The organism is Mesorhizobium sp. B2-3-5 (genome assembly GCF_006442395.1).
Lineage (GTDB): Bacteria > Pseudomonadota > Alphaproteobacteria > Rhizobiales > Rhizobiaceae > Mesorhizobium.
Genome location: NZ_VFVX01000056.1, coordinates 1 through 22027 on the forward strand (window position 1 = coordinate 1; position 22027 = coordinate 22027).

At 62.8% G+C, this 22027-nt stretch carries 20 protein-coding genes and 1 pseudogene; 11 read left to right on the forward strand and 10 right to left on the reverse strand.

The features are described 5' to 3' along the window. Window positions 1–1170 precede the first annotated feature (1170 nt). Window positions 1171–1851, forward strand: coding sequence for a helix-turn-helix transcriptional regulator (locus tag FJ958_RS30060; protein WP_181176575.1), 681 nt, complete (start codon window positions 1171–1173; stop codon window positions 1849–1851). A 643-nt stretch (window positions 1852–2494) separates the two neighbouring features. Here FJ958_RS30060 and FJ958_RS30070 read toward each other — a convergent pair. Then, window positions 2495–3403, reverse strand: coding sequence for a nucleotidyltransferase and HEPN domain-containing protein (locus FJ958_RS30070; protein WP_140749368.1), 909 nt, complete (start codon window positions 3401–3403; stop codon window positions 2495–2497). A 303-nt stretch (window positions 3404–3706) separates the two neighbouring features. On the opposite strand from FJ958_RS30070, the gene FJ958_RS30075 reads away from it, so the two are divergent. The 6 genes from FJ958_RS30075 to FJ958_RS30100 all read left to right on the forward strand — a co-directional run bounded on the left by FJ958_RS30075 (window position 3707) and on the right by FJ958_RS30100 (window position 10003). Beyond that, window positions 3707–4405 carry a response regulator transcription factor gene (locus tag FJ958_RS30075; protein WP_140749311.1) on the forward strand — a complete coding sequence of 233 codons (699 nt, stop codon included), beginning with the start codon at window positions 3707–3709 and terminating at the stop codon, window positions 4403–4405. A 237-nt stretch (window positions 4406–4642) separates the two neighbouring features. Further along, window positions 4643–5524: a GHMP kinase gene (locus tag FJ958_RS30080; protein WP_140749314.1), complete on the forward strand. Its 882-nt coding sequence runs from the start codon at window positions 4643–4645 to the stop codon at window positions 5522–5524. Between the two features lie 24 nt (window positions 5525–5548). After that, window positions 5549–6604, forward strand: coding sequence for a pyridoxal-phosphate dependent enzyme (locus FJ958_RS30085; protein WP_140749317.1), 1056 nt, complete (start codon window positions 5549–5551; stop codon window positions 6602–6604). Between the two features lie 228 nt (window positions 6605–6832). Further along, window positions 6833–7951 carry an MFS transporter gene (locus FJ958_RS30090; RefSeq protein WP_181176576.1) on the forward strand — a complete coding sequence of 373 codons (1119 nt, stop codon included), beginning with the start codon at window positions 6833–6835 and terminating at the stop codon, window positions 7949–7951. A 76-nt stretch (window positions 7952–8027) separates the two neighbouring features. Next, window positions 8028–8597, forward strand: a complete 570-nt coding sequence (locus FJ958_RS30095) for a GNAT family N-acetyltransferase (protein ID WP_181176577.1) — start codon at window positions 8028–8030, stop codon at window positions 8595–8597. 56 nt (window positions 8598–8653) lie between these two features. After that, window positions 8654–10003: an MmgE/PrpD family protein gene (locus FJ958_RS30100; RefSeq protein ID WP_140749326.1), complete on the forward strand. Its 1350-nt coding sequence runs from the start codon at window positions 8654–8656 to the stop codon at window positions 10001–10003. 344 nt (window positions 10004–10347) lie between these two features. Here the strand turns inward: FJ958_RS30100 and FJ958_RS30105 are convergent, their stop codons facing one another. The 6 genes from FJ958_RS30105 to ehuB form a co-directional block, all read right to left on the reverse strand. Next, entirely contained in the window at window positions 10348–11502 is a 1155-nt protein-coding gene (locus tag FJ958_RS30105) for a pyridoxal-phosphate dependent enzyme (protein WP_140749329.1), read from the reverse strand. Then, on the reverse strand, window positions 11495–12529 hold the full coding sequence (locus FJ958_RS30110; protein WP_140749332.1) for a succinylglutamate desuccinylase/aspartoacylase family protein: 1035 nt from the start codon (window positions 12527–12529) through the stop codon (window positions 11495–11497). Before FJ958_RS30110 ends, FJ958_RS30105 begins: the two co-directional genes overlap by 8 nt. A 17-nt stretch (window positions 12530–12546) precedes the next feature. Next, window positions 12547–13344, reverse strand: coding sequence for an amino acid ABC transporter ATP-binding protein (locus FJ958_RS30115; protein WP_140749335.1), 798 nt, complete (start codon window positions 13342–13344; stop codon window positions 12547–12549). A gap of 51 nt (window positions 13345–13395) precedes the next feature. Further along, window positions 13396–14052 (reverse strand): amino acid ABC transporter permease, encoded by a 657-nt coding sequence (locus FJ958_RS30120; protein ID WP_140749338.1) that lies wholly within the window; start codon window positions 14050–14052, stop codon window positions 13396–13398. Then, a complete protein-coding gene (locus FJ958_RS30125) occupies window positions 14042–14701 on the reverse strand; it encodes an amino acid ABC transporter permease (RefSeq protein ID WP_140749341.1) in 660 nt (219 codons plus the stop codon). The genes FJ958_RS30120 and FJ958_RS30125 overlap by 11 nt, the downstream gene beginning before the upstream one ends. A gap of 120 nt (window positions 14702–14821) precedes the next feature. After that, entirely contained in the window at window positions 14822–15703 is an 882-nt protein-coding gene (gene ehuB / locus FJ958_RS30130) for an ectoine/hydroxyectoine ABC transporter substrate-binding protein EhuB (RefSeq protein ID WP_140749344.1), read from the reverse strand. Between the two features lie 174 nt (window positions 15704–15877). Between ehuB and FJ958_RS30135 the strand changes: the two genes are divergently transcribed. From FJ958_RS30135 to FJ958_RS30145, 3 genes are all read left to right on the forward strand, one after another. Next, window positions 15878–16612 (forward strand): GntR family transcriptional regulator, encoded by a 735-nt coding sequence (locus tag FJ958_RS30135; RefSeq protein WP_210243498.1) that lies wholly within the window; start codon window positions 15878–15880, stop codon window positions 16610–16612. A gap of 66 nt (window positions 16613–16678) precedes the next feature. Next, complete coding sequence (locus FJ958_RS30140; protein WP_140749350.1) at window positions 16679–17842, forward strand: M24 family metallopeptidase; 1164 nt, start codon at window positions 16679–16681, stop codon at window positions 17840–17842. Between the two features lie 140 nt (window positions 17843–17982). Beyond that, window positions 17983–18684, forward strand: coding sequence for a response regulator transcription factor (locus FJ958_RS30145; protein WP_140749353.1), 702 nt, complete (start codon window positions 17983–17985; stop codon window positions 18682–18684). Window positions 18685–18750: 66 nt separating this feature from the next. Here FJ958_RS30145 and FJ958_RS30150 read toward each other — a convergent pair whose 3' ends face one another. Then, the gene (locus FJ958_RS30150; protein ID WP_140749356.1) at window positions 18751–18954 is read right to left on the reverse strand and encodes a hypothetical protein; all 204 of its coding nucleotides are present in this window, start codon (window positions 18952–18954) and stop codon (window positions 18751–18753) included. Window positions 18955–19926: 972 nt separating this feature from the next. On the opposite strand from FJ958_RS30150, the gene FJ958_RS30155 reads away from it, so the two are divergent. Then, window positions 19927–20148: a DUF768 domain-containing protein gene (locus FJ958_RS30155; RefSeq protein ID WP_140749359.1), complete on the forward strand. Its 222-nt coding sequence runs from the start codon at window positions 19927–19929 to the stop codon at window positions 20146–20148. Between the two features lie 3 nt (window positions 20149–20151). Here FJ958_RS30155 and FJ958_RS30160 read toward each other — a convergent pair whose 3' ends face one another. Both FJ958_RS30160 and FJ958_RS32345 read right to left on the reverse strand, forming a co-directional pair. Further along, window positions 20152–20916, reverse strand: a complete 765-nt coding sequence (locus tag FJ958_RS30160) for a Crp/Fnr family transcriptional regulator (RefSeq protein ID WP_140749362.1) — start codon at window positions 20914–20916, stop codon at window positions 20152–20154. Between the two features lie 989 nt (window positions 20917–21905). Continuing rightward, window positions 21906–22027, reverse strand: a pseudogene (locus FJ958_RS32345) (IS630 family transposase); the annotation flags it as partial.

The following is a 22027-nucleotide window of genomic DNA, read 5'->3' on the forward strand; positions in this document are numbered from 1 at the left end:
TCAAAGAAACTCAGGAACTCATCGAGCAGAACCGCCGGCTGACAGAGAGGTCCCGTGAAATCCTTGCGCGCGCGTCCAAACTGGCCGTCGCGCGTGGCAGGATTTAGGAGCCCTTCGCCCGTTGGGCGAGTGTCGGGCGTATAGATCAGCCCGACCGTCCTCCCGCCGCATCGGGCACACCGAAGCTTTGGCTTTAGATCCCATTCCATTGCCGGCGCGTCTGGCCCAAAACGATCGCGGAGCTTCACCAGGTCGAGAACCTGGCTGTGGTGACACGGAGGTGTGTCGCAATGCGCTCTCACCGTCATGCGACCGTCTATCAACGATTGAAAAGTCCAGCCTTTGCTCACGACCTGAATATAGCGTGCCTGTCTGCAGTCCGCCAATATCGAGCAATATTAGCAGCCGCTTGACGAAGGCGCCGGCCGCGCCAGAATCCTTTGAATGGCGAAGGGCAGCATTAACGTTGGCGACGAGGTCGCCATCACCGCGACCGTGAGGCGGCGCGTGACTGAGGATCGGGTAAGCGTCTCAATCCCGTCCTAACCAGCCGCATTCGATCGTGGATCGAACGTCGAAGGTCAGCCGAGGCCAGCCGATCGAGCTCATAGGCGATGTCGTCCGCGTTGATGAGGGCAAGGTGACGATAAATCTCGGTGTGCCCGTCACAGTCGATGCCGATACGGTTAGTTGGTGACGGCCTACGTGCCGCCGAAGCGCAAGAGGCCGCTCGTCGACAAGCCGACTTAAAACGGCCATGCCGCACAATACCGCAAGTTGCTTAGCGACTTACCTGGGGCATGCCCATTCGTTCGCACGTTTCATCTGTTAGCGGGGACGCATATGATATCAGCAGCCGGCGGATGTCCCCCGAGTACCCCCCCTCGCCGGTTAGGCCCGGCACGTTCTGGCCCCTCGCCAAAAGGTGCCGGGCCGCTTGCTTCAGGCTGCCACGCGATGCAACAGCGTCCTGGCGCTCCGCTTCACGTCAGCAAGCCGAGTTTCCTTGGCCACAAATCCGATCTGTCCTGAGGGATGTTGGTCGGATCGGTGGCTAGCTAAAGCCAAGCTGACGGCCGCTCGATACTTCGCATCTCCGCTACCAATTCCGAAGTTTGGAGGTCTTGCGAGTGGAGCCCGCTGCGCCCGAATTTCTATAAGGAAGTGATGATGCAATTGCGAAAAGCATTGGCGGATTCAACACGCACTCGCGTCATCCGAGCATCGCCAAAGCCTGACACCGATGGTAGCCCGCATCCTGCAGATCAGCATGTTGGCAGGCAGATCGCGATCGTGCGCCTCCAGTCGGACGTCTCGCAAGCTCAACTTGCGCGATCCATAGGCATCAGCGTCCAGCAATTCCAGAAATACGAGAACGCCAGGAACCGCGTGAGCGCCTCCATGCTCTGCGAGATCGGCAGGTCGTTGGACGTTCCCGTCAGTCGCTTCTTCGAAGGCCTGCCTGGCAACGAGATCAGCCGTGACGCCACGCCTCTCCCGGTTGACGAGCGTATCAAATTTATCGCCAGCGCGGAGGGCCGGCGTCTGATGGCGGGACTGATGCTGCTTCCTCCACGGGTGCGTGGTCGCGTGGCAGGCGTAATTGCCGCATTGGGGGAGGAATTGGCGGAGTTCGACGCGAATAGCGACATCAACGCGACCGACGAAGACCGCCTGATAAGTGGTTGCAGGGGTTTCGAAGCAAGCCGCGAGTTCGTCAACAGGTATTTAAAGCAGGGCGGTTGCCATGCCCCAGCTTCGCACCGGCCATCTATTGCCTACCTCCTTTTCCTCTACCGTGAAGTAAAAATCCTTGAATCGTTTTGCCTCAAAGCGCGGCAGCATGTCTGAAAATTGCGCCCTGGTGACGTCAAGGGAAAGGCTCAGCGACGCCAGCTGATCGGCTTCAAAAACAGCACCCGCGTCTGGATGCTCCGTCTTCATCGGAGTTGGTGCCATTATCATGACGACGCCGGGCCATCTGAATGCTGCATTCGGCCTGACGAGCAAGGCGGGCAGTATGACATAGGTGAACTCGACTGATTGACGGGGCGGGCCTGGCTGCACGACCTGGCCAAAATTGACGTTGGCTGAGCCGACGACCTCACCGCGCCATTCGCCTGCAACAATCGGCGGCAGTTGAAGACGGCTGTTTTTTTCGGACGGTCATTCCCTAGTTTTTGCGTCAGGAAGCCGGCAACATCAACACCCGCCGCCTCAGGGCTACACCTGGCAGCCGCGACGGCCGTCACGTTGGTGGGGCTTCAAGCCCTTCGCCATTTGGCCTGCGGGAGCTTACAAAGAGCTTACATACCGCTCGAAAAGCTCCTGTAAGCAAAAGGCGCCCGGAAGGGCGCCTCTTAATTGCTTGATTTCGCCTGAGGAAATTGGAGCGGGTGAAGCGATTCGAACGCTCGACCCCAAACCTTGGCAAGGGCGGGGCACCCGCTCCAACGCACAGCGGCGTGAAATCAGATGGCCAGGGACCGAGCCCTTACTGCCCGACGTTTCCCCTCATCCGATCTAGGTGCTCGCGGCAAATAAGCTCGGCACACGTTTGTAACCTCGAAGCGCGTTCACCCAGCCAGGAAAGCGCCTCTTCGCTTATCTCATAATAGTGGGAGTAGCGAGCCTTCACATAAGCCTCGTTCAGCGCGTTGAACCAAGCGCGATGCCGCTGCTGCTCGCGGGGCCAGGCCTCGAATAGTCGTCGATCGAGGTCCTCAGCCAACGCTCGCAAGAACGTGAGCTTATGGGACGGTGGACTGTAGTTGATAGCAACTAGCAGAAACGACGCATAAGTGTGTTCAATCGCCTGATGTAGCTGAAATGCCGAGTTGCTCAGTTCGCGGTCCATAAGAGCAATATTAAAGAGCTTCAGTTGATATCGGGCGAATAGGAAGCGCTTATCGAAATGATCCTTGGCTGCGAGGTACCTCTCGCCCGGCTTCAAAGACTTAGGTTCAGCCAGCGGCTCTTCGTCTAGTTCGTAGAGGACAATACCCTCGCGGCGGATATCGGTGAAGAAGTACTGCCCCTGGCGCAGCGCCGTGTTCACGAAGCGGCGGCTGTGCACGATGAAGCTGGTCGGCGTCTTGATGGCGCGGTCGCGCTCCAGTCTGTCCTTGGCCTTGTACCAATACGCGAAGTCGGACAGCTTGTTGTTGTTGACGATCACCAGCAGATCGAAATCGCTGCGGTAGCCCTTCATGGTCAGCGGCTCGTCGACCCAGTCGCCGCGGGCATAGGAGCCGAACAGGATGATCTTCAGGATGCGGCCGCTCTTCTTCCACTCGGCACTGCTTTCGGCCAGCGCGTCCTCGAATTCGGCATGCAGGATCTCGACCACGCGGGCGAGCTCCTCCTGCTTGTGCTCCGGCAAATGATCGATGCTGCTCTTCATCCTGGTCGGTTCAAGGTGGTGGCGGTGAAACGCGCCGAGGCGCTTGTTAATAGCAACCTTCGGCATGGGTAAAACGCTGTCCGGCGCATGCCGGGTCAAACACATTCAAACGACAATGCTGCTCGCCTCATATGGACTGTCAGAAAAGCCGGCGCAAGAGTCCGCGGTGATACTTGGCTGGCGCGGGAAAACATTCCGCCCGCTTTGTTGTCATCGCCGATCTGATCTGCCATTCTGGATTTTCGCGCGGCGAGTTCGACGCGCGCTACCGCCCTGGACCGCAGCCGGAACTGAGCTGCCCGTATGAAGCCACTGATCGCGGTCTGCTCGCAGGATGCGGACTTCTATCTGCTCTTAAGCCACATCCTCCAGGTCGACGGGTTCGCCTGCGCCTTGGCTTCCTCGATCGAGGATGTGCTGTCGCTGGCCCGTGATAAGCCGGTCCGGGCGGTGCTGCTGGATTGCCGGCTCGACAACCAGCTGGCGGCTCAGAGCGCCCGGCTGAAGCAGGACACCGTGGTGGCCGCCCTGCCCTTGATGGCGCTGGTCCACGCGGCGGCGCAGGCGCAGCACATCCAGCTGTTGCGCTCCGGCGTCGACGACTGCTTCGTCCGGCCCTTCGCGCCGGCGAAGCTCCTTCAGCAGCTGCGCTCGAGGCTCGCCATTGAACAGACGGGGCCACTCTCGCGCAATGACAGGCCGCTCGCCTACGCCGATGTCGAAATGCGGCTCGACACGCATCGCGTTCGCTGCGCCGGCAAGGAGGTCGCGCTCGGGCCGATCGAGTTCAAGTTGTTGCGCCACATGCTGGAGAACCCGGAAAAGGTGCTCAGCCGCGACGAACTGATCGGCGTTGCCTGGAACAGCAGTCGCAGCGTCAGCGCCCGGACCGTTGACGTCCACATCAGTCAGCTGCGCAAACTGCTCAGCCGGTGCTCGCAGGGTGCTGCCATCCGCACCGTCCGGCTCGCAGGCTATGCGCTGGCGCGCAAGCCGTCCTGATCAATTCTGCCAGTTCGTTGCGACCGTCGCGGGTTGGGGCTCCCGAGAGCTTCTCCTCGTTTGGGGCCTCTCTGTTCATCCATGTATAACACCATTTAATGTCAGAATAATCGAAGTGCAATTTCTGTACAATATAAGATTTTTATGTTTGCCGTTGCCTGTGTCTGGCGGACATGAAAGCATCTGTCGGAATTGGATAAGCTTTAACTGATAAGTTGTTTACCGGGAGGAATGCTCATGCTGGACAGGGCAGGATGTGGCGTGGCCATTGGCCACCATGGCGAGCTGGTTCAGGGCGTGTTCGAGGACGATGGGCCGCGGCTGCGGCGGGCGCTGGTTTCGCTGCCGTGCCGGCAGCTGCGGTCCAGGGCCACGTTCCGCGCCAATGGCGGCGACCAGCTGCGCGTCGTGCCGGCCTCGTGCGCCAAGGCCAGACGCGCCGCAGAATTGACCCTGGCAAGCTTCGGTCAGTCGGGCACCGGCGGCGACCTTGTCATAGACAGCAACATTCCTGTGGGGCGAGGCATGGGATCCTCCACGGCCGACGTGCTGGCGAGCATCCAGGCGGTGCTTGATTGGCTGGAGACCGAGGCGGCCTCCGACGAGGTGATGCGGATCGCCGTGAAAGCGGAAACGGCCTGCGATTCAACCCTGTTCAAACAACAGGCCGTGCTTTTTGCCCATCGTGACGGCATCGTGCTGGAGGCGTTCCGCCGGCCGCTGCCACCGTTCGACCTGATCAGCATCGACACCACGCCCGAGGTGATCGTCGACACGCTTGCATACCGGCCGGCGCGCTACGACACGCGCGAGATCGAGAGCTTCCGGCCGCTGCGCAGTCTGCTGCGGGCCGCCATCACGAAGGCCGATACGCGCATGCTGGGCAGGATCGCGAGCGCCAGCGCGCGCATCAACGAGCGCTACCTGCCAAAGCCGGGGCTGGCGGAAATCGAAACGATCGGCCGTCGGTTCGACGCCGTCGGTGTCCAGGTCGCCCATAGCGGCACCGTCGTCGGGCTGATGTTCGATGCGCTCGATCCCGACGCATCGCGCAAAATCGAGGGTGCGGCGAAAGCGCTGCGCGGCTCCGGTTTCGAGCCGGCAATCTTCCTCCACTGACACAGCCGACAAGGGAGGAGCTCGATGTCGATCCACACGCTGATGCGCAAGCTGCAGGATTTCGAGGGGCCACGCCTCGTCCCGCTTGGCGCAGATTTCTTCGCCGCCAGCTTCTTCCTCATGAAGCTGCTGCCGGCGCGCTTCATGCTCGAGCGTGCGGCCGAGCAGGGGCATCTCAGACCTGGCGCGACCATCTGCGAATCCTCGTCTGGAACCTTTGGCCTTGCGCTCGCCATGCTGGCCGCCCAGTACGGCTACAGGCTGATCCTGGTCAGCGACTGGGCGCTCGATCGCCATCTTCGCCGGCGCCTCATCGAGCTCGGCGCCGAGGTGGCCATCGTCGACAGGCCGGCGCCCATCGGCGGCCTGCAGCAGTCCCGGCTCGATCGCCTGGATGTCTATCTGCGAGACATTCCCGGCTCCTACTGGCCCTCGCAGTACCACAACCCCGACAACCCCCTCTCCTACGGCAAAGTGGCTGAACAGCTGGTCGACAGGGTCGGTCTCATCGACTGTCTGGTCGGACCGGTCGGGTCGGGTGGCTCGATGAGCGGGACGTCGCGTTACCTGCGCGCGCTGTTTCCCGATCTCCATGCGATCGGCGTCGATACGCCAAACAGCGTGCTGTTTGGCCAGCCGAGCAGCAAGCTCGATCTCAGTGGCCTTGGCGGCAACATCCTTCCGGGCAATGTCGATCACAGCCAGTTCGACGAGGTCCACTGGCTCACGCCGGCCGAGGTCTTTCACGCCACCCATCAGCTTCATCGCAGCCACGGGCTTTTCATGGGACCGACGAGCGGCGCCGCCTACAGGGTTGCCGAATGGTGGTCGCGCAACAACCCCGGCAAGACCGTGGTCGTGCTGTTTCCCGACGAGGGGCACCGCTATGTCGAAACCGTCTACGACCAGCAATGGCTGGAGACGATTGCCGGATGGCCTGGCCCCTTCCCGGCCAATCCCGTCACTGTCGCGGCGCCGACGCAACCGATGGCCTCATGGTCGCGCTTTGCCTGGAAGCGCCGGACGCTGGATGCGGTGCTGGCGACGGCGGGCGCCGGCCACGGCCAGGCGGCAGGCTAGCGCGCCTGCTGCCGGACGGACCCTGCTGCCGGGTGGCCGCAAAATGGGACGGGTCGGGTGCCGGTCGGCGTCAGCAGCGAATAGGCCGGCCGGCCAGACGATGCGGGAGCCGCGGGCATGACATTGCGCAATCAGGTGGCAAGACGTTCCGATCCAGGCGAGTCGTCGCGGACCTGCTCCATCTTGCCGATCTGCGCCATGCTTCTCACAATGCAGTGCGCGCGCAGCATGTACATCGTCCTGGTCTCCTGGTTTGCGCTGCAGATCACCGGCGATATCGCTTCGGTGGGCAGGGTGCTGATCTGCTGGCAGCTGCTGGCGCTCGCCGTCGGGCCGTTTGTTGGGCCACTGATCGACCGATCCCGTCGGCGCAGGATGTTCCTGACGGGCGAGATGATCCATGGCGCGGGTGTCGGCCTGCTTGCGGTCGTCGCCTGGAGCTGGTCCCCGGAACAGACGCCGATCATCCTCCTCTACGCCACCGCCTGCTTCATCTCCGTCGGCTCGCTGCTCTCCTATCCAAGCAGCCAGGCGCTGATCCAGCTGGCCGGCGCACAGGCCCTGATGCGCAGCGTGTCGGTTGGAATTTTCTCCAGCCAGATCGGCAACATTGTCGGCGCGGCAAGCGCCGGGCTCTGCCTCGGCCTTCTGGGCGTGACCGGCGGTCTGACCGTCTGCGCGGCCTCATCCTTTGCGGCCGCCGGATTCGCGCGCTTCGTCGATGACGAGGAGGCGATCCCGCCGCGTCGCGGTTTCCACGCGGCGGACCTGATCACCGGCTTGCGCGCGATCGTCACCACCCCTCGGCTGCGGTTGGCCGGACTTGCCCTGCTGCTCGCCTACGCATCGGCACATACCTCCAACGCGCTTCTCGCCGGCTTCGCCCGCTACGAGCTGAAGCTTGCCTCCAGTCTCTACGGCTGGCTGGCCGCGATGTATTCGGGCGGCGGCCTCGTCGGAAGTCTCGCCCTCGCCTGGCTGTGGGTGACGGCGAGCGAAACACTTCTCATCGGCGCCGGCAGCGTGCTGCTCGCTGCTGCTACCGCCGCATTCTCGACCTCGCGAAGCTTTGCCGAGGCTTTGCTTTGGCAGGGTTTCATCGGCCTGTCCTTCATGATGATCCGCGCCGGCAGCGATGTGATGATCCTGAAGGCCGCGCCAAACCGCGTGGTCGGTCGCGTGCGCAGCAACGTCGACGCCGCAATCGCCATGGTGGCCGTCACGATCTACCTGCTGCCAGGCCTCCTTCAGGGTGTTCCTGCCCGCCATGTCTTCCTCGGCTTTGCCGGCCTGTTTGCCTGCGCAAGCTGCGGCATTGTCTGGCTGCTGCGGCGCCGGTCAGACTGAGCAACGACTTTACCGTGGCGACCAATCCGACCCGGTCCCCTTCCGCGGAGCCGACTATTTGAGAAAGGGTCAAGCTATGACGAAGCAACCGAAACCCGGCGAGACAGCGCAATCGGGATCGCTCCTGAGCGCTTTCCGCCAGGACGGCATCAGCCTGCGGCGCGTCGGCCTGTCGGATCGGGCCGCCGTCGAGAGGCTGCTGCTCGATCCCGAACAGGAACAGTTCGCCGGTTTGGTCGACGTCGTCTTCGACGAGCTGCGGAACAGCCCGCATCCGGAGTTCGAACATCCCTTTGCCATCGTCGCGGCCAGCGAGACCGTCGGCTTCTTCGTCCTGCGCGAAAAGCAGGCAGTGCCGCAATGGGCGCCGCCAGGTGTCGTCACCTTGCACAGCTTCCGCATTGGCCGCACCGCCCAGGGCCGGGGGTACGGGCGCGCCGGGGCCGGTCTGGCGATTGCCTGGGTTCGGCGGCAGCGACCCGGCGCAGGAAAGCTGATGCTTGCAGTCAATGTTCGCAACGCGGTGGCGCGGTCGGTCTATCTGCGGGCGGGCTTCACCGACACCGGCGTCATCTTCCGTGGTCCGATCGGTGATCAGAACATTCTTGCCGCACGCGTTTCCGGCGAGGTGATTGATGGATGTTAGCGCGCGCCTTTGCAATTCCTCCTTGATGGTATACTAGGTATATCAGCAAGGAGAGAATGATGCAGTTTATCTCGCAACAATTGGCCGAATTCGTCTGCAGTGCCAGCTACCGGAATCTCTCAGCTGCGGTGGTCGAGACGACCGAGCGCGCCATTCTCGATACGCTGGCAGCATTGCTCGGCGGCGTGGGAACCGAGAATGCGCGGCTTTCGCGCGCCGCGGCGCGGACATGCTTCGGGCCGGGCCCCGCCAATGCCTGGTTCGCAGAGGCCGGGCTGCATCCGATGGCCGCTCTGTTTGCCAATTGCGCCGCGGCGAGCTCTCTCGACGTCGATGACGGCCATTGTCTTGCCGCCGGCCATCCCGGCGCGGCCATCGTGCCTGCGGTGCTGATGGAGGCGGCGCGCCTTGGCAGCACCGGCCATGAGGTGCTCACCGCCACTGCGCTTGGCTACGACGTCGCACTGCGCATCGCGGCCGCGCGCCGCTTCAGCGACACGATGAGCTTTGCCAGCGGCCAATGGACCGGTTTCGGTGTGGCGGCCGCAACCGGATGGCTGCGCGGAATGAAGGCCGACCAGCTCGCGCACGCGATCGCCATAGCCGGCGCGGAAGCGCCGCAAAATCTGCCGCAAGGTGATTGCCAGGCAAGTTCCGTCAAAGGCAGCAGCCCCTGGTCGACGGTCACGGCGATGTTTGCGGTCGAACGGGCCGGCGTCGGCATGACCGGCTCTGTCGACATGCTCGACCGTGCCCATGCCTACGACGTCGTGGCCATCACCGCCGGGCTCGGCAGCCGCTGGTTGATCGCCGAGACCTACCTCAAACCCTACGCCGCCTGCCGCTACACCCATCCCGTCATCGACGCGGTGCTCGCTCTGGTCAAGGAGCGGGGTCTCGGTGCGCCGATCGAGCGCCTCGTGGTCGAGATTTTTCCCGAAGCGCGCAAACTGCCCAACGAAATCGCGCCGAAGTCGCTGGAGGGCGGGCAGTTCTCGGTGCCCTTCGCCGCGGCGCTGGCCGCACTGCGCGGCGCGGAGGCTTTCCGGCCCTTGCGCCCCGCTTCGCTTTGCGATGCGGACGTGGTCGCGCTCGCCGCGAAGGTCGAGATCGACTACCCCGACGAATTCGCCGGCATTTTCCCGCAGGCAACGCCGGCGCGGGTGACGATGGTCGCCGACGGACGCGAATGGTCCGCGAATGTGCCGCGCCCGTTGGGCGATGCAAGCAACCCCATGGACCGATCAGCCGTCGAGGAAAAGCTGCATGACCTCGGCCGAGATACGCTTTCGCCGGCTAAGCTCGAACAGCTCATCGGCTCCCTCGCCTTGCTCAAGCAGGGAGAGCTTACGCCGCTGCTTGCATGCCTGGCAGTCGACCGGATCGCCAGTGCCCAACCGAATTGAGCGGGGACGGGTGGGTGAAGGTCGGACCCCGCCTTGCTGATTTCTGCTGCCTGACCAAGTTGCTCTCCGGCCGCCACGGGCGGCCGGAGAGCAACGAGCCGACCGCTATGGAACCTCTCCCCGGGGGTGGCGGTCCCGCGTCCCGCCCTCGGCGTCGCTATGCTGACGCTCCTTCGGCACCCCATTAACCAGTGTCGAGGTGGCGAACCGGCTGCGGCGGGGAAATGGCATTGTCCGAATGCCGGACATTTCCCCGCCTCCGCTTTGTGCGCCGTTTTTGTTTTGGCGCTGCCGGACTCAGCAGTCGTTCCGGGGTGCCATGATGATGACGCGGCAGCGGATCGCTACGCGATCGAAGCAATCGGATCCGGGAAGGTTCGGTATTCCGAAAGCCCGTTCGAGGTGGCGGCGAGCACGACGCTGGCATCTGGGCCGATCGTGCCCTGCAGGACGAGCTTTCGCAGCCCCGACAAGGCCGCCGCGCTCGACAGTTCCAGATAAAGGCCGCTGCGCGCCAGACGCTTCTGGTCGCTCCAGACTGTGGCGTCATTCACGACCACCGCCGATCCGCCGCAGGACGCGATCGCCTCGAGCGCCTGGTAAGCCACGGTCGAGCCGCCGATCGAGGTCAGGGCCGAGCGACCGTCGAAATGGCTGCGATAATCTGCGCCCGCAAGCACCCGTGAGATGCGCCCGAACGGTTCGACGGCGTGGAGGCGAGGCCGTTCGCCAACGAGCCCTGCCCTCTCCAGGTCGCGATAGCCGCGCGCAATGCCCCAAAGCAGATCGGCTCGCGATGTCGGGACGACAATATCGGTGCAGCCGGCGAGCTGCAGGCAAAGCTCGAGGGCAAACGAACGGTAGCCATCCACACCGAAGGGATTGCTGCCCACCGCCGGCACGATGAAGTTGGTGGCGGGGTACCATTCGCCGGCGCCGACCCGATCGGCGAGCACCTGCCAGCGGCGCTCCGCTGTCGTTGCCGCCAGCAAGGTCGCCCCATGCATGTCGATCGCACGGCGCCAGTTCGGGTTCATCTCAGGCGTGGTGACGATCACGCAGTTCAGGCCGGCCCGCGCCGCGTAGGCGGCGAGCGAAACCCCGGCATTGCCGCTCGATGCCGCGGCAACCGTCGGGGCGCCGATCTGCAACGCGCGCTGGACGACCAGCCGGCTCATACGGTCCTTGTGCGATCCGGTTGGATTGGCGCCTTCGTTTTTGAGATGAAGCGCGCGTACGCCAAGCTCCTCGGCAAGCGCCGCCATCGGCACCAGAGGCGTGTCGCCCTCGCCCAGGCTCGGGCAGTCGGGGTAGACCAGCCAGTCGGCGATGCACTCCAGCGTGCCGGGCAGCTCTCGATATTCGACCGCCAGGCTCGCCGGCATGCCGTCGCGCAGGCACTTCGGACAGCCTTCGAAATAATCGGCGATAGCGAAGAGGGTCTGGCAGCGGATACAGCGCATTCCGGCCAGGCGCGGGTTGAGCCGCGGCCTAGGCATGCGAGCTCCGATCCGGCCCGACGTCGGTGTCGGCCATCAGCTTGAACAGGCAATCGCCGCGATCGGTGAGTGATGGCGCCCTGCGGCAGGCGACCAGCCCGGCGGTCTCGAAGACCAGGCTTTCCGGCTCGCGCGTCGGCAGGTCCGGAAAGTGGATGCGTCCGGCGAGCTGACCGGCGACGACCTCGTCGCCGATCTCGGCGGCCGGCTCGAAGACGCCGCGATCGCGCGCGTAGACGAACGCGCTGTGGCCCCTGACCGTCATGAACCGTGTCGGTGAAGGCGGGTCGATCTCGATGTCGGGCAGGATCCGCTGGTCCTTCAGCAGGCGCTTCAATCCGGCTTCGGCGAGCGCCAGACCCGCTTTGGACAGTCTCGCGCCGCCGCCGAGTTCCGTCGTCAGGGTGAGCGCGCCCTGCTCCTGCGCGGCCGCCGCGAGCGTGGTCGAACCGCCGCCGCCGGTCCCGTCACTGATGAAGCTGATCGGGGCTCCGAACAGGCGCAGCAGGCTGAGCAGTTGTTCGTGCTCCTCGGCGCTTCGGCCAGGCCGCACCAGCGCGCTCGCCACATAGTCGAGCGAACGTCCGCCGGAGTGGAGATCGACGACCAGATCGGCCATCGGCATCAACACCTCGCACACATAATGGGCGATCATTTCGGTCGGCGAGCCGGCGGCGGCGCCGGGAAACGAGCGATTGAGGTTGCCCTCGTCGAGCGGCGAGACGCGTCGGCCGGCGGCGACAGCGGGAAAGTTGAGGGCCGGCATGATGATGAGCCGCCCCGAAACCTGATCGGGCCGGATCCTCCGCGCCAGGTTGCAAAGCGCGATCTGGCCCTCATATTCGTCGCCGTGATTGCCTGCGATCAGCAGCGCCGTCGGACCGCTGCCGTGCTTGATGCAGACCAGCGGTATCGGAATCCACCCATAGGCCGACAGGTCGGTCGAATGCGGCAGCCGCAGGCAGTCCGATTGCTTGCCGTCGGCCTCGTAGTCGATCGGCGTCCAGATGCGGGTGTTACCGGCCATGTTCCATCCCATCCATTTCAGCGCAGCATCGTGTCGAGAAAGCGCCGCGTCCGCTCCTGGCGCGGCGCGGCGAAGAAGGTGGCGGGCGGTGCCGTCTCGACGATGGTTCCTTCATCCATGAAGACCATTTGGTCGGCGACCTCGCGCGCAAAGCCCATTTCGTGGGTGACGCAAAGCATCGTCATGCCGTGCCTGGCGAGCTCGATCATGACGTCGAGCACCTCGTTGACCATCTCGGGATCGAGCGAGGAGGTCGGCTCGTCGAAGAGCATGATCCTTGGCTTCATGCACAGTGCGCGCGCGATCGCGACGCGCTGCTGCTGGCCGCCCGACAGCTCGGCTGGATATTTGTCCGCCTGGTCGGCGACCCTCACCCGCTCGAGATAGTGAAGCGCACGCTCGGCCGCGTCGCGCCTCGATTTGCCGAACACGCGTCGCAAGCCCAGCGTGCAGTTGGCGATGACCGTCAGATGTGGAAACAGGTTGAACTGCTGAAACACCATGCCGATCCGGCGCCGCACTCGCAGCAACTGTCTGCGGTCCTGCGTCAGATCGATGCCGCCGACGCGAATGGCCCCGTGCTGGAACGTTTCCAGCCCGTTCATGCACCGGATCAGCGTCGACTTGCCCGATCCCGACGGGCCGCAAATCACGATGCGGGCGCCCTGCGCGGCGGCAAGGTCGATGTTTTTCAGGGCATGGAAGCCGCCGAACCATTTGTTAAGCGCGATGGTTTCCAGCGCGGCCGGCCGGCCGGCGCCGGACGCTTCGCCCTCGGGGCCGATGGCCGTGGCTGCCGAAACGGCCTGCTTCATGGAGCGGTGAGCCTCGTTCAACGTCTTGCCTCGTTCATCGTCTTGCCTCGTTCATCGTCCTGCTTCGGTCAGCTTGCGCTCGACCAGCTTCACCAGCCCTGCGATCGTAAGCGCCAGGACGAGGAAGATGAGCCCGACGACGGTCAGCGGCTCGGCATAGCGATAGGTGTCGGAGGCGATGTCGAACGCCTTGCCCAGCATCTCCGGCACGGCGATCACCGCGAGGTAGGGCGTGGCCTTCAGGATCGAGACGAAATGGTTGCCGATCGGGGCGGCGACGTTGCGCAGCATCTGCGGGGCCAGGATGAACAACACGATGTCGGCCCGCCGCAGTCCCAACGCCTTGGCCGCTTCGGACTGCCCTTGCGGGATGGCCTCGATGCCGGCCTTGAAGACCTCGGCCAGGTATCCGCTGAAATAGATGCTCAGCCCCAGTATGCCGACAAGCAGCGCAGGCAGCGCGACGCCATAGTGCGGCAGGACGAAGTAGAGGAAATAGAGCCATGCCAGGACTGGCGTGGAGCGGATGAAGTCGATCACAAAGCGCATCAGATAGCCTGTCACGGACGCCGCGCGCCTCGTGATCTCGAAGCAGAAGCCAAGCGCCGATGCGCCCACGCAGCTCGCCAGCGCCACGCCGATCGTGGTGCCGATGACGCTCAGGATCGCTGGAACGGTCGCGACGGCGAATTCGAGACTAAAATTCATTGGTCAACCTCGTTCCGGCGCCCGTGCGATGCTCGACCCATCGGCCAACCAGGGCGACGGGATAGCAGACCACGAAGTAGGCCAGCAGAAGCGACGTGTAGACGCCGACGGGGTTGTATTCGAGCTCGGCGATCTCCTTCGCCCGAAAGGTCATGTCGGTAAGGGTAACGAGCGAAACCAGAGCCGTCCCCTTAATCAGCTGGATGAGCTGATTTATGAAGGTCGGGGCCATCCTGGTCAGGGCCTGCGGCAGCTCGACCAGCGCCAGGATGTGCGCTCGTCGCAAGCCAAGCGCGGCCGCTGCTTCGAACTGTCCGCGATCGAGGGACTGGAGGCCCGCCCTGACGGCCTGGCTGCCATAGCCCCCGGCGTTCAGCCCCAGCACCATGGCGCTGACCGCGATGGCCGACAGTTGAACGCCGATGATCGGCAGGACGTAGTAGAAGACGAACAGCAGGATGATCACCGCGGAACTGCGCCAGAATTCTATGATGGCACTGACCGCGATGCGCACGATGCCTCTGGTCAGGTATTGCGCGACCCCGAAAATCAGGGCGAAGGGCACGGCAAACAGCAAGCCCAATGCCGTGACCGTCGCCGTGATGCGGAAGCCGGCGAAGATTCCAACGAATATCTCGACAATGGTCACGTCTGAAACATCCTGTCGCTAGCCCACCCGCGCGCCCTCAGCCTCGAGTCCGTTGGCGGCCGGCCCTTGCCGCCGTCCGCCTGCGCCCGGTTCATCGCGGCTTGCCGATCCAAGTGTCGCTCAGCCCTGCCCGGCGCAGATTTGCTCGCTGGTCAGGTCCGGCGCGGCTTCCTCATTGCTGAAGCCGTTCTTGCTCATGATCCGTGCCAGCGTGCCGTCGCTCTTGAGGATCTTGAGACGGGAATTGTACATGTCGCGGAGCTCGACATCATCCTTGCGGAAGGCAATCGCCGAATAGCCGTAGCGCTCCCCCCCGTTCTCTTGCACGCCCTGGAACGGCAATGCGCGTTCGATGCCCTCGACATTGGCGTCGGACAGGATGCGCGCCACCGTCGGCGCCGAAAAGGCGGCGACGTCGATCCTGCCGGTGAGCAAAGCCGAGACGTTCGACTGGATGTCGGGGAACAGCAGCATGCTGGCGCCCGGGACGCCGGCGGCGGCTGCGTTCTTGGCCGTCGTGCTGCCCCGCCCGACGCCGAACTTGATCTTGGGGTCGGCGGCGATCTGCGCGTAACTGTGGATGGCCTTCGGGTTGCCCTTGGCGACCAGGGCAGCGTCGGCCAGCTTCAGGTCGGGATCGCTGAAGGCGACGAGTTGGCACCGCTCCGGGGTAATGTAGAGGCCGGCGGCAATGGCGTCGAAACGCTGCGCCGTCAGGCCGGGTATCAAGGCGCCGAACTCGGTGACCACCAGCTCCACCTCGTTGACTCCGAGGCTCCTGAAGGCAGCCCTGATCAGGTCCGGATGGAAGCCCTCGGGTTCGCCATTCGCGCCGCGAAATCCCCAGGGCGCGCCATTGGAGATGCCGATCACGATCTTGCCTTGCCGCAAGACCCGCTCGACTGTCGCTTCGGCCCGCAACGGGGCCGCGCCCGCAACCATGATGGCACAGATGGCCGCAGCGGTGGCCATCGTCTTGAGCAGTCCAAGCTTTCTGAGCATGCGGCATCCTCGCTTTTAGAGAGTCGATAAACCAGGTATACCTAGTATGTCAAGATCTTGTGAAACGAATGTTGGGAAATTGTTAAACCGGGGGTATTGACCATCATGCGCATGGGATGGACATCGCCCAGTCGATGCGCTAGGTATGCCTGGTATACCTGATACGAGGTTATGATGGCCGCACAGATCGGGACTGCTCTGCATGAAAGCGTACGCCAGGAAATTACGCGCCGCGTGCGCGCTGCGGAGTACACGACTGGCCAAGCCCTGCCGTCCGCCGCCAACCTTGCCGAGGACTTCGGCGTCAGCGCCATCACCATCAAGCGGGCGTTACGCGACATGCAAGCCGCCGGCATTTTGCGCTCAGTGCCTGGGCTGGGCACCTTTGTAAGAGAGCAACGAAGGTTCATCCGCGATCTCGACTTCTCGCTCACCTCCTACGATGACGCCCTGCGGCTTGGCCTGAAGCCCTCCATCCGGCTGGTTTCGTTGACGCGCGAGAAGATCCAGGATCCAGCCTTTGACGTGCTCGAGCCACCGGCCGGACCGATGCTGTGCGTGCGCAAGGTGATCTTCGCCGACAATACGCCAATCATGTACGACACGTCCTACCTGCCTCGCCCTGTGAGCGACCGGGTGCTCGACGAGTTTAGCCAGAAATTCATCAGCGATGCACTGCGCGATCACGGCACCCGGTTCACCAAGACCAAGCTTTTGATCGACGCCGCGCTCGCCTCCCAGGAAGCCCAGCAGACCTTCGCCATCCCCAACGGTTATCCGACGCTTCGCCGCCTCTACCGGTTGAGCACGACCGAGCCCTCCTTCTCAGTGTTCGGGGTCACCGAATCGCCTTTCGATCGGCTGGCTTGCGTGGTCGAACTCGACACCGATCACCAAGCACCGGGCTAAGACAGTGGTGCGGAGCTGCCGCCCGACTGACGCCGGGGCCTTGCTGAACATCCAGGAGCGGACACCATGTTTCCAGTTTCACCATCACCCGATGTGCCGGTCAGCGAGCTCGCCAGGCGGCTGGCCGCGGTGCGGCGCGAGATGGACCGTGACGGGGTCGACGTCCTGGTCCTCACAGACCAGAAGAACGTCGACTATTTCACCGACTACAGAACCTTGTCCTGGGGCTATCATTCGCGCCCCTTGTTCCTGCTGATCGACCAGCAGGACATCCGCGTCATCGCCAACAGGATCGAATCCCGAAACCTCGAGTCGCGACCGCGAGCCTTCGCCATCGTTTACTATTCGGGCTACCTCGCGGAAGGCGCCCGCGCCATCGTCGACGAGGTTCGCGCTCGTGACCCGTCGGCCACGGCGAGAGGCGCGGTCGACTACGGGCAGGACATGGCAGGTCGCGGCTCGCTGGAAATCGTCGACGGTTTGCGGGCGCAAGGACACAGGCTGGCGAGCGCGAGCGATCTCTTGTGGCGGACGCGCATGATCAAATCGCCCTTCGAGGCCGACCTCAAGCGCGTGTCCTTCGCGATCGTCAACGCAGCGTTCGACGACGCCGTTTCGCAGGCGCGCCTCGGCATCACCGAGATCGAGCTGTGTCGGCAGATCCAGGCCCGCATCATCATGAACGGGGCCGAACGGGCCGATCCGATCGCGATGACGTTCTGCAGGGGCGAGTTCAACTATGGTCGTCCCCCCGGCCTCAATGCCCTGCAGGCCGGCCAGTATGTGTGGACGGATTTTCGCTCCACCTACGGCGGCTATCCGGCCGATCGAAACCGGATCGCGCGCGGCGGCGCACCTGAAAACTGGGAGCTCGAAGCCTACGCGCGAACACGCGCCCTGACCGCGGCGCTGGCAAGCAGCGTCAGGCCCGGAATGACATGCGGCGACATTTTCGGTGCCTTCGAACGGCTCTGGACCGACGCCGGCCTGCCGCCGGCCTATGGACTCGTTTCCCGCATCGGCCATGGCGGAGGCCTCGATGTCACGGAACCGCCTTCCATCTCAAAGGACAATCCAGAAATCATCAGACCCGGCATGATCTTGCATCTTGAACCCAAGCTGGAGATCGACGGCGCGGTCTTTCAGTTCGAGGAGGTCATCTTTGTGCGTGATCAGGGGATCGAGTTCTTGAGCGAGCTCTCTCCAGAGCAACTGCCCGTCATCAACTGAGACGATCGAGTGGGCCCGCAGGTGGTGCCGGACCAGGAGGGCAGGCGGATGCTCTGCAAACCAGCAAACTGGTTGCAAGGCACGTCGCCTGCGCGGGAGGAACGAGGTGCCGTGCCGCCCGCCGGAACGCGAACGACGCAATGAAGCCATTGATCGTCATATGCTCGGAGGATGCCGAGTTCTATTTGATCCTCAGCCACATTCTCAACGCCGACGGCTTCACAGGCGCGCTGGCCAGCGACGCTGACGAGGTGCTGGACCTGGCCGCCGATATGCCGGTTGCGGCTTCGGTGCTGGATTGCAGGCCCGACAACCGCATGGCGGCGATCTGTAGCCGGCTCAGGCAGGATGCCCGCACCACCGCGCTGCCCCTGATCGCGTTGATCGCCCCCGACGCCAAGGCGCAGCACATCGCGCTGCTCAAGGCTGGAATAGACGAGGTCTTCGTCAGACCGCTGGCGCCAGCCAAGCTGCTCGATCATCTGCACTCCCGGCTCGGCAGCGACCGGCATTCAGGATCGCGGCTAGAGGGTGCTCTGTCGCTGAGCCACGGCGACATCAATATGCGCATCGATTCGCATGACGTGCGTTGCAACGGCCGGCAAATCCAACTGGGGCCGATCGAGTTCAACATGCTCCGTCACATGCTTGAGAATCCAGGCAAGGTGCTGAGCAGGGAAGAGCTGATCGGCGCTGCCTGGCCCAGCAACGTTTATGTCGGCCCGCGCACCGTGGATGTTCACATCAGCCGGCTAAGAAGGTCGATCAAGCAGTCGCCGCATCACGACGTGATCCGCACCGTCAGATTGGGCGGATACGCATTGGAGGCGCCGGAGACCTAAGGAGCATCGTCCGACCGGTCCGTCACGACGAGCCGGTTCATAACCCCTCGACGTCCATTGCGATGGCTACTCGGCCGAACCATTTTCCGTGAATGGCGAGGCGCTTGGCACGCACTGCAGCGACCAGCCGGCAGGCGTCGGCTGCTTTTGATATTCGGCGATGGCAGCGGTGCACTGTTCGCGCTTGTCGAAGGTGCTGGGGAGAACGGCCATACCACCGCCTGGACCGGCGATTACCAGGTACCAGATCAACGCACCTGTCGATGTCATGGGAAAATCCTTGTGTGCCAGATTGGACGCTCTACGGGTTTTAATTCCCACTCAAAGTGGGCGGAAATGCGGGATCTCGACGTGACCAACCTCTCAAGATAGGCCCGCCGCCATATCGGTGGTTGTCGGAGCACGCGTCGTGGGTATTGGGGCTACTTTCGGGAGATGAAGTGGGGTGGGATAAGAATCGCAAACGCTGCGAGAGCGGTGAGGAGCAGATCGATCATCCTACAGTCCGCACGCATATGCGCGTGGACAAGGCTGCGCACGAAGGCGCTTCTTTCTCCCTAAAATGGCGCTTTGCCGACTAGCTGAGCGGCCATTCAGTCCGCCACACGCCGTCAAGGCCTTGCACCAAAACTTCTGCGTTGTGCCCTTGCTCGGCCGTTGCCGTTGCGGCTTTGATCGCGGCCAGTATGGCCGCTGAATGCGTCTCATAAGAATAGTCTTTGTCGTCGTATCGAATCTTGTATCGATCTGCGTCCTTCGACACGTAGTATCGTGCGCTTGCCATAATCCCATCGCTCCCGCGAGAAGCGCCAGCAAAGCATCTATGGCGCGCTTCGACAAGTAGCGGCTTTCGGTAGTGTCTCCGTTTGAAATGTCGGCGGCTGTCTCTTTGTAAGGACGCTTGGGGCGGTTCTGGGCTTTGAGTCCGATGGGCATCCGCTCGCTTTCTCAATGCCGGAAAACTCTCAGGCGAAATTTGCTTTCCGCCCGGTCGGCAATCCATACTGGCTCAAACTTGTCGTCTGAGCTGTCGAGGCGTGGCCTGACACGGAAGTTTGGCAACAAACGCCGAGTCAATCGGATTCGATACGACGACTATAATTCGCCCGATTAACTTCTCAGGCCCGCCTGGCTTTAATCCGACCACCAGATAGCGGAATGCTCGGTTGGCGGCCTCCAACCGATCGTGCCCCGCCTTGTAGTATGAGTGGAACCTAATACCAGCCGGCGGCTTGTTTAATGATGAGCGCTCGCGGCATCAATTTTATCGACCGTTGGATCGCGAATAATGTTCCCGAGACGGCTAATGCGGACGTGATCTCAGTTGACGAACTGACGCACAAGCTGGTCGCCGACGCGAAGGCACTCGGCATCAAGCGGGCAGAGATCGATGAGGAGGTGGACAGCCTCTACCGCACCATCCTGGATGCTATAATGCATTGCGATCCCGGTTCGTCAAAATAGTCGCTACGCGACCTTTACCTGCATGCAGCTTCTGAATTTGTGAGCCTGCTGGTGGAGATACAGCGGATCGAACGCGGAAAATTTGATAAGCGCCCTCAGGTTCTCAACCGTGACCATATGGCCGTTTGTGGTAATTAGCTCTTTGCTCCGTAATGCCTGGAGCGTCCGGTTCATGTGGACCAGGGACATCCCCATCGTGTCGGCGAGTTCCTGCTGTGTCAGCGGCAAGTCAAAGCTGTTGCCTCGCGCAAGTCCGACGGCTTCGGTGCGTATTAACATCTCGCAGATCAAGTGGCCCACCCGTTGCTGTGCCGGTCGGGATCCTACCGTGACAAGCCATTCCCGCAGTACCGCTTCGTCGACCAGAGTGCCCCACCAAAGCGCACGGGCTAGCGTCCTATTCTCGTCCATAACATTGCGGATTGCTGCGAGGGGAATCAACGCCACCTTGCAGGCCGACAATGCGCCGATGGAATGATCCATTTCCTCAAGCAATGCCACGTTCACGTCGCAGAGGTCGCCGGGGACAAGATAGGCCATGATGTTGCGTCCGCCGTCCGGCAGAAGCTTGTAGCGCCCTGCCCAGCCATCGACCAGCAGATGAACATAATCGGGCTTGTCTCCTTTTCTGATGACATCGCTGCCTGCGCCGAACTCCACGGTCCTAGCAACGCTCTTTGCAAGCAGTTCCTTGTCTTCGTCGGAGAGTTTTTTGAAATGCTCCAGTTTCCGGATTAGGGCTGCACAGCAGCCGCCCTCAGTGGTCATCGGAACTCCCTTTCGGAAAGCTGGCAGTTAAGCAGGGGCAACAGGCAGATGCTAGTCAATATTGGCAATTCGCCTCAGCAAGCGTCCTGGTCGCCCGTGACGATTTCCGGCAATTGGGCGCTTGGAAGTGGTCGTCATGCTTTCGGCTGGCCCGTAGACTGCGATGCTGGCGGAGATTTGGTTTTGGAAGCGAGCCTCCGCTTCGACGTAGAGACAGAGCGCATTCCGCGGCCAGAGCTCACGCTTAGGAGGAGGTCCGCCCGGTCCGATTGACCTCGCCATGAACGGAATCGTCGCCGAACGACTTCATTCAGCCGTAGTGGAGTGCGCTGGTGACGTGAATGACGCCCCAACGGTCGCAGTGGAGCGTTCGCAATAAGCGTCGCGGGCGTAGGCTCACAAGCGTTCTGGAAACATCAACCGTAGGTGAATTCGTAGATCTCCTTTCTGGTTTCGTCGACTACACGGTACCAGTGTCTCTGGTTCTGTCGCGGCAGCACCGGTCGATCGACAATCCGCTTCAGAGCGTCTCGCGCATCAACACCTACGGCGACGTGCAACCGGACGGGGCTATCGTTCTCCATTTCCTCGATTTGATAAGTCGGCATCGACCGCTCCATCATCTGAAAACCCAACTTTGCGAGAGGCAAAAGGGTTCCCGAGCGGATTCCGTCGCAGGGTTTGCCAGGGGGTGTGCGCGCCAAGTCGTCTGCTTAAGGAACGACGGCAGGCGCGGCTTGGCAGCCGTCGTCTGCCAACGGCAATTTCGGCCCGAGGGAAACGGGAGACACCAGGGTGCTGAATAAGCGCCAGTGCTTGGCAAAAGTGGCCGCGCAGGTCGTGGTTATCTCGGGCCGGTAAACGGTGCTGCGGTAGACTAAGCGGTCAACTTCTCCACCGTGGCAATGGTTGCTTTGGCAAGCGCCTGCGCCTCATCGATCAGGGCCGGTCCGTAGCATTGATCATCTCTCGGCTAGAGCAGAATCTGATCACTCAGGCTCGTAACCTGCGGCGCAGAAGTAGTTTGTGCATTGCTCGGCGGTGAAGCGGGGCAGCGCGTCGCGGATTGCGTCCCAAAGCTCGGGGATGTTGCGTGCGGCGGCTTTCCTGA

Bases quoted from the DNA above. Each gene is read 5' to 3' on its own strand.
- FJ958_RS30060 (WP_181176575.1), top strand. From the start codon at position 1,171: ATGCAATTGCGAAAAGCATTGGCGGATTCAACACGCACTCGCGTCATC.
- FJ958_RS30070 (WP_140749368.1), bottom strand. From the start codon at position 3,403: ATGAAGAGCAGCATCGATCATTTGCCGGAGCACAAGCAGGAGGAGCTC.
- FJ958_RS30075 (WP_140749311.1), top strand. From the start codon at position 3,707: ATGAAGCCACTGATCGCGGTCTGCTCGCAGGATGCGGACTTCTATCTG.
- FJ958_RS30080 (WP_140749314.1), top strand. From the start codon at position 4,643: ATGCTGGACAGGGCAGGATGTGGCGTGGCCATTGGCCACCATGGCGAG.
- FJ958_RS30085 (WP_140749317.1), top strand. From the start codon at position 5,549: ATGTCGATCCACACGCTGATGCGCAAGCTGCAGGATTTCGAGGGGCCA.
- FJ958_RS30090 (WP_181176576.1), top strand. From the start codon at position 6,833: ATGTACATCGTCCTGGTCTCCTGGTTTGCGCTGCAGATCACCGGCGAT.
- FJ958_RS30095 (WP_181176577.1), top strand. From the start codon at position 8,028: ATGACGAAGCAACCGAAACCCGGCGAGACAGCGCAATCGGGATCGCTC.
- FJ958_RS30100 (WP_140749326.1), top strand. From the start codon at position 8,654: ATGATGCAGTTTATCTCGCAACAATTGGCCGAATTCGTCTGCAGTGCC.
- FJ958_RS30105 (WP_140749329.1), bottom strand. From the start codon at position 11,502: ATGCCTAGGCCGCGGCTCAACCCGCGCCTGGCCGGAATGCGCTGTATC.
- FJ958_RS30110 (WP_140749332.1), bottom strand. From the start codon at position 12,529: ATGGCCGGTAACACCCGCATCTGGACGCCGATCGACTACGAGGCCGAC.
- FJ958_RS30115 (WP_140749335.1), bottom strand. From the start codon at position 13,344: ATGAAGCAGGCCGTTTCGGCAGCCACGGCCATCGGCCCCGAGGGCGAA.
- FJ958_RS30120 (WP_140749338.1), bottom strand. From the start codon at position 14,052: ATGAATTTTAGTCTCGAATTCGCCGTCGCGACCGTTCCAGCGATCCTG.
- ehuB (WP_140749344.1), bottom strand. From the start codon at position 15,703: ATGCTCAGAAAGCTTGGACTGCTCAAGACGATGGCCACCGCTGCGGCC.
- FJ958_RS30135 (WP_210243498.1), top strand. From the start codon at position 15,878: ATGGCCGCACAGATCGGGACTGCTCTGCATGAAAGCGTACGCCAGGAA.
- FJ958_RS30140 (WP_140749350.1), top strand. From the start codon at position 16,679: ATGTTTCCAGTTTCACCATCACCCGATGTGCCGGTCAGCGAGCTCGCC.
- FJ958_RS30145 (WP_140749353.1), top strand. From the start codon at position 17,983: ATGAAGCCATTGATCGTCATATGCTCGGAGGATGCCGAGTTCTATTTG.
- FJ958_RS30150 (WP_140749356.1), bottom strand. From the start codon at position 18,954: ATGACATCGACAGGTGCGTTGATCTGGTACCTGGTAATCGCCGGTCCA.
- FJ958_RS30155 (WP_140749359.1), top strand. From the start codon at position 19,927: ATGAGCGCTCGCGGCATCAATTTTATCGACCGTTGGATCGCGAATAAT.
- FJ958_RS30160 (WP_140749362.1), bottom strand. From the start codon at position 20,916: ATGACCACTGAGGGCGGCTGCTGTGCAGCCCTAATCCGGAAACTGGAG.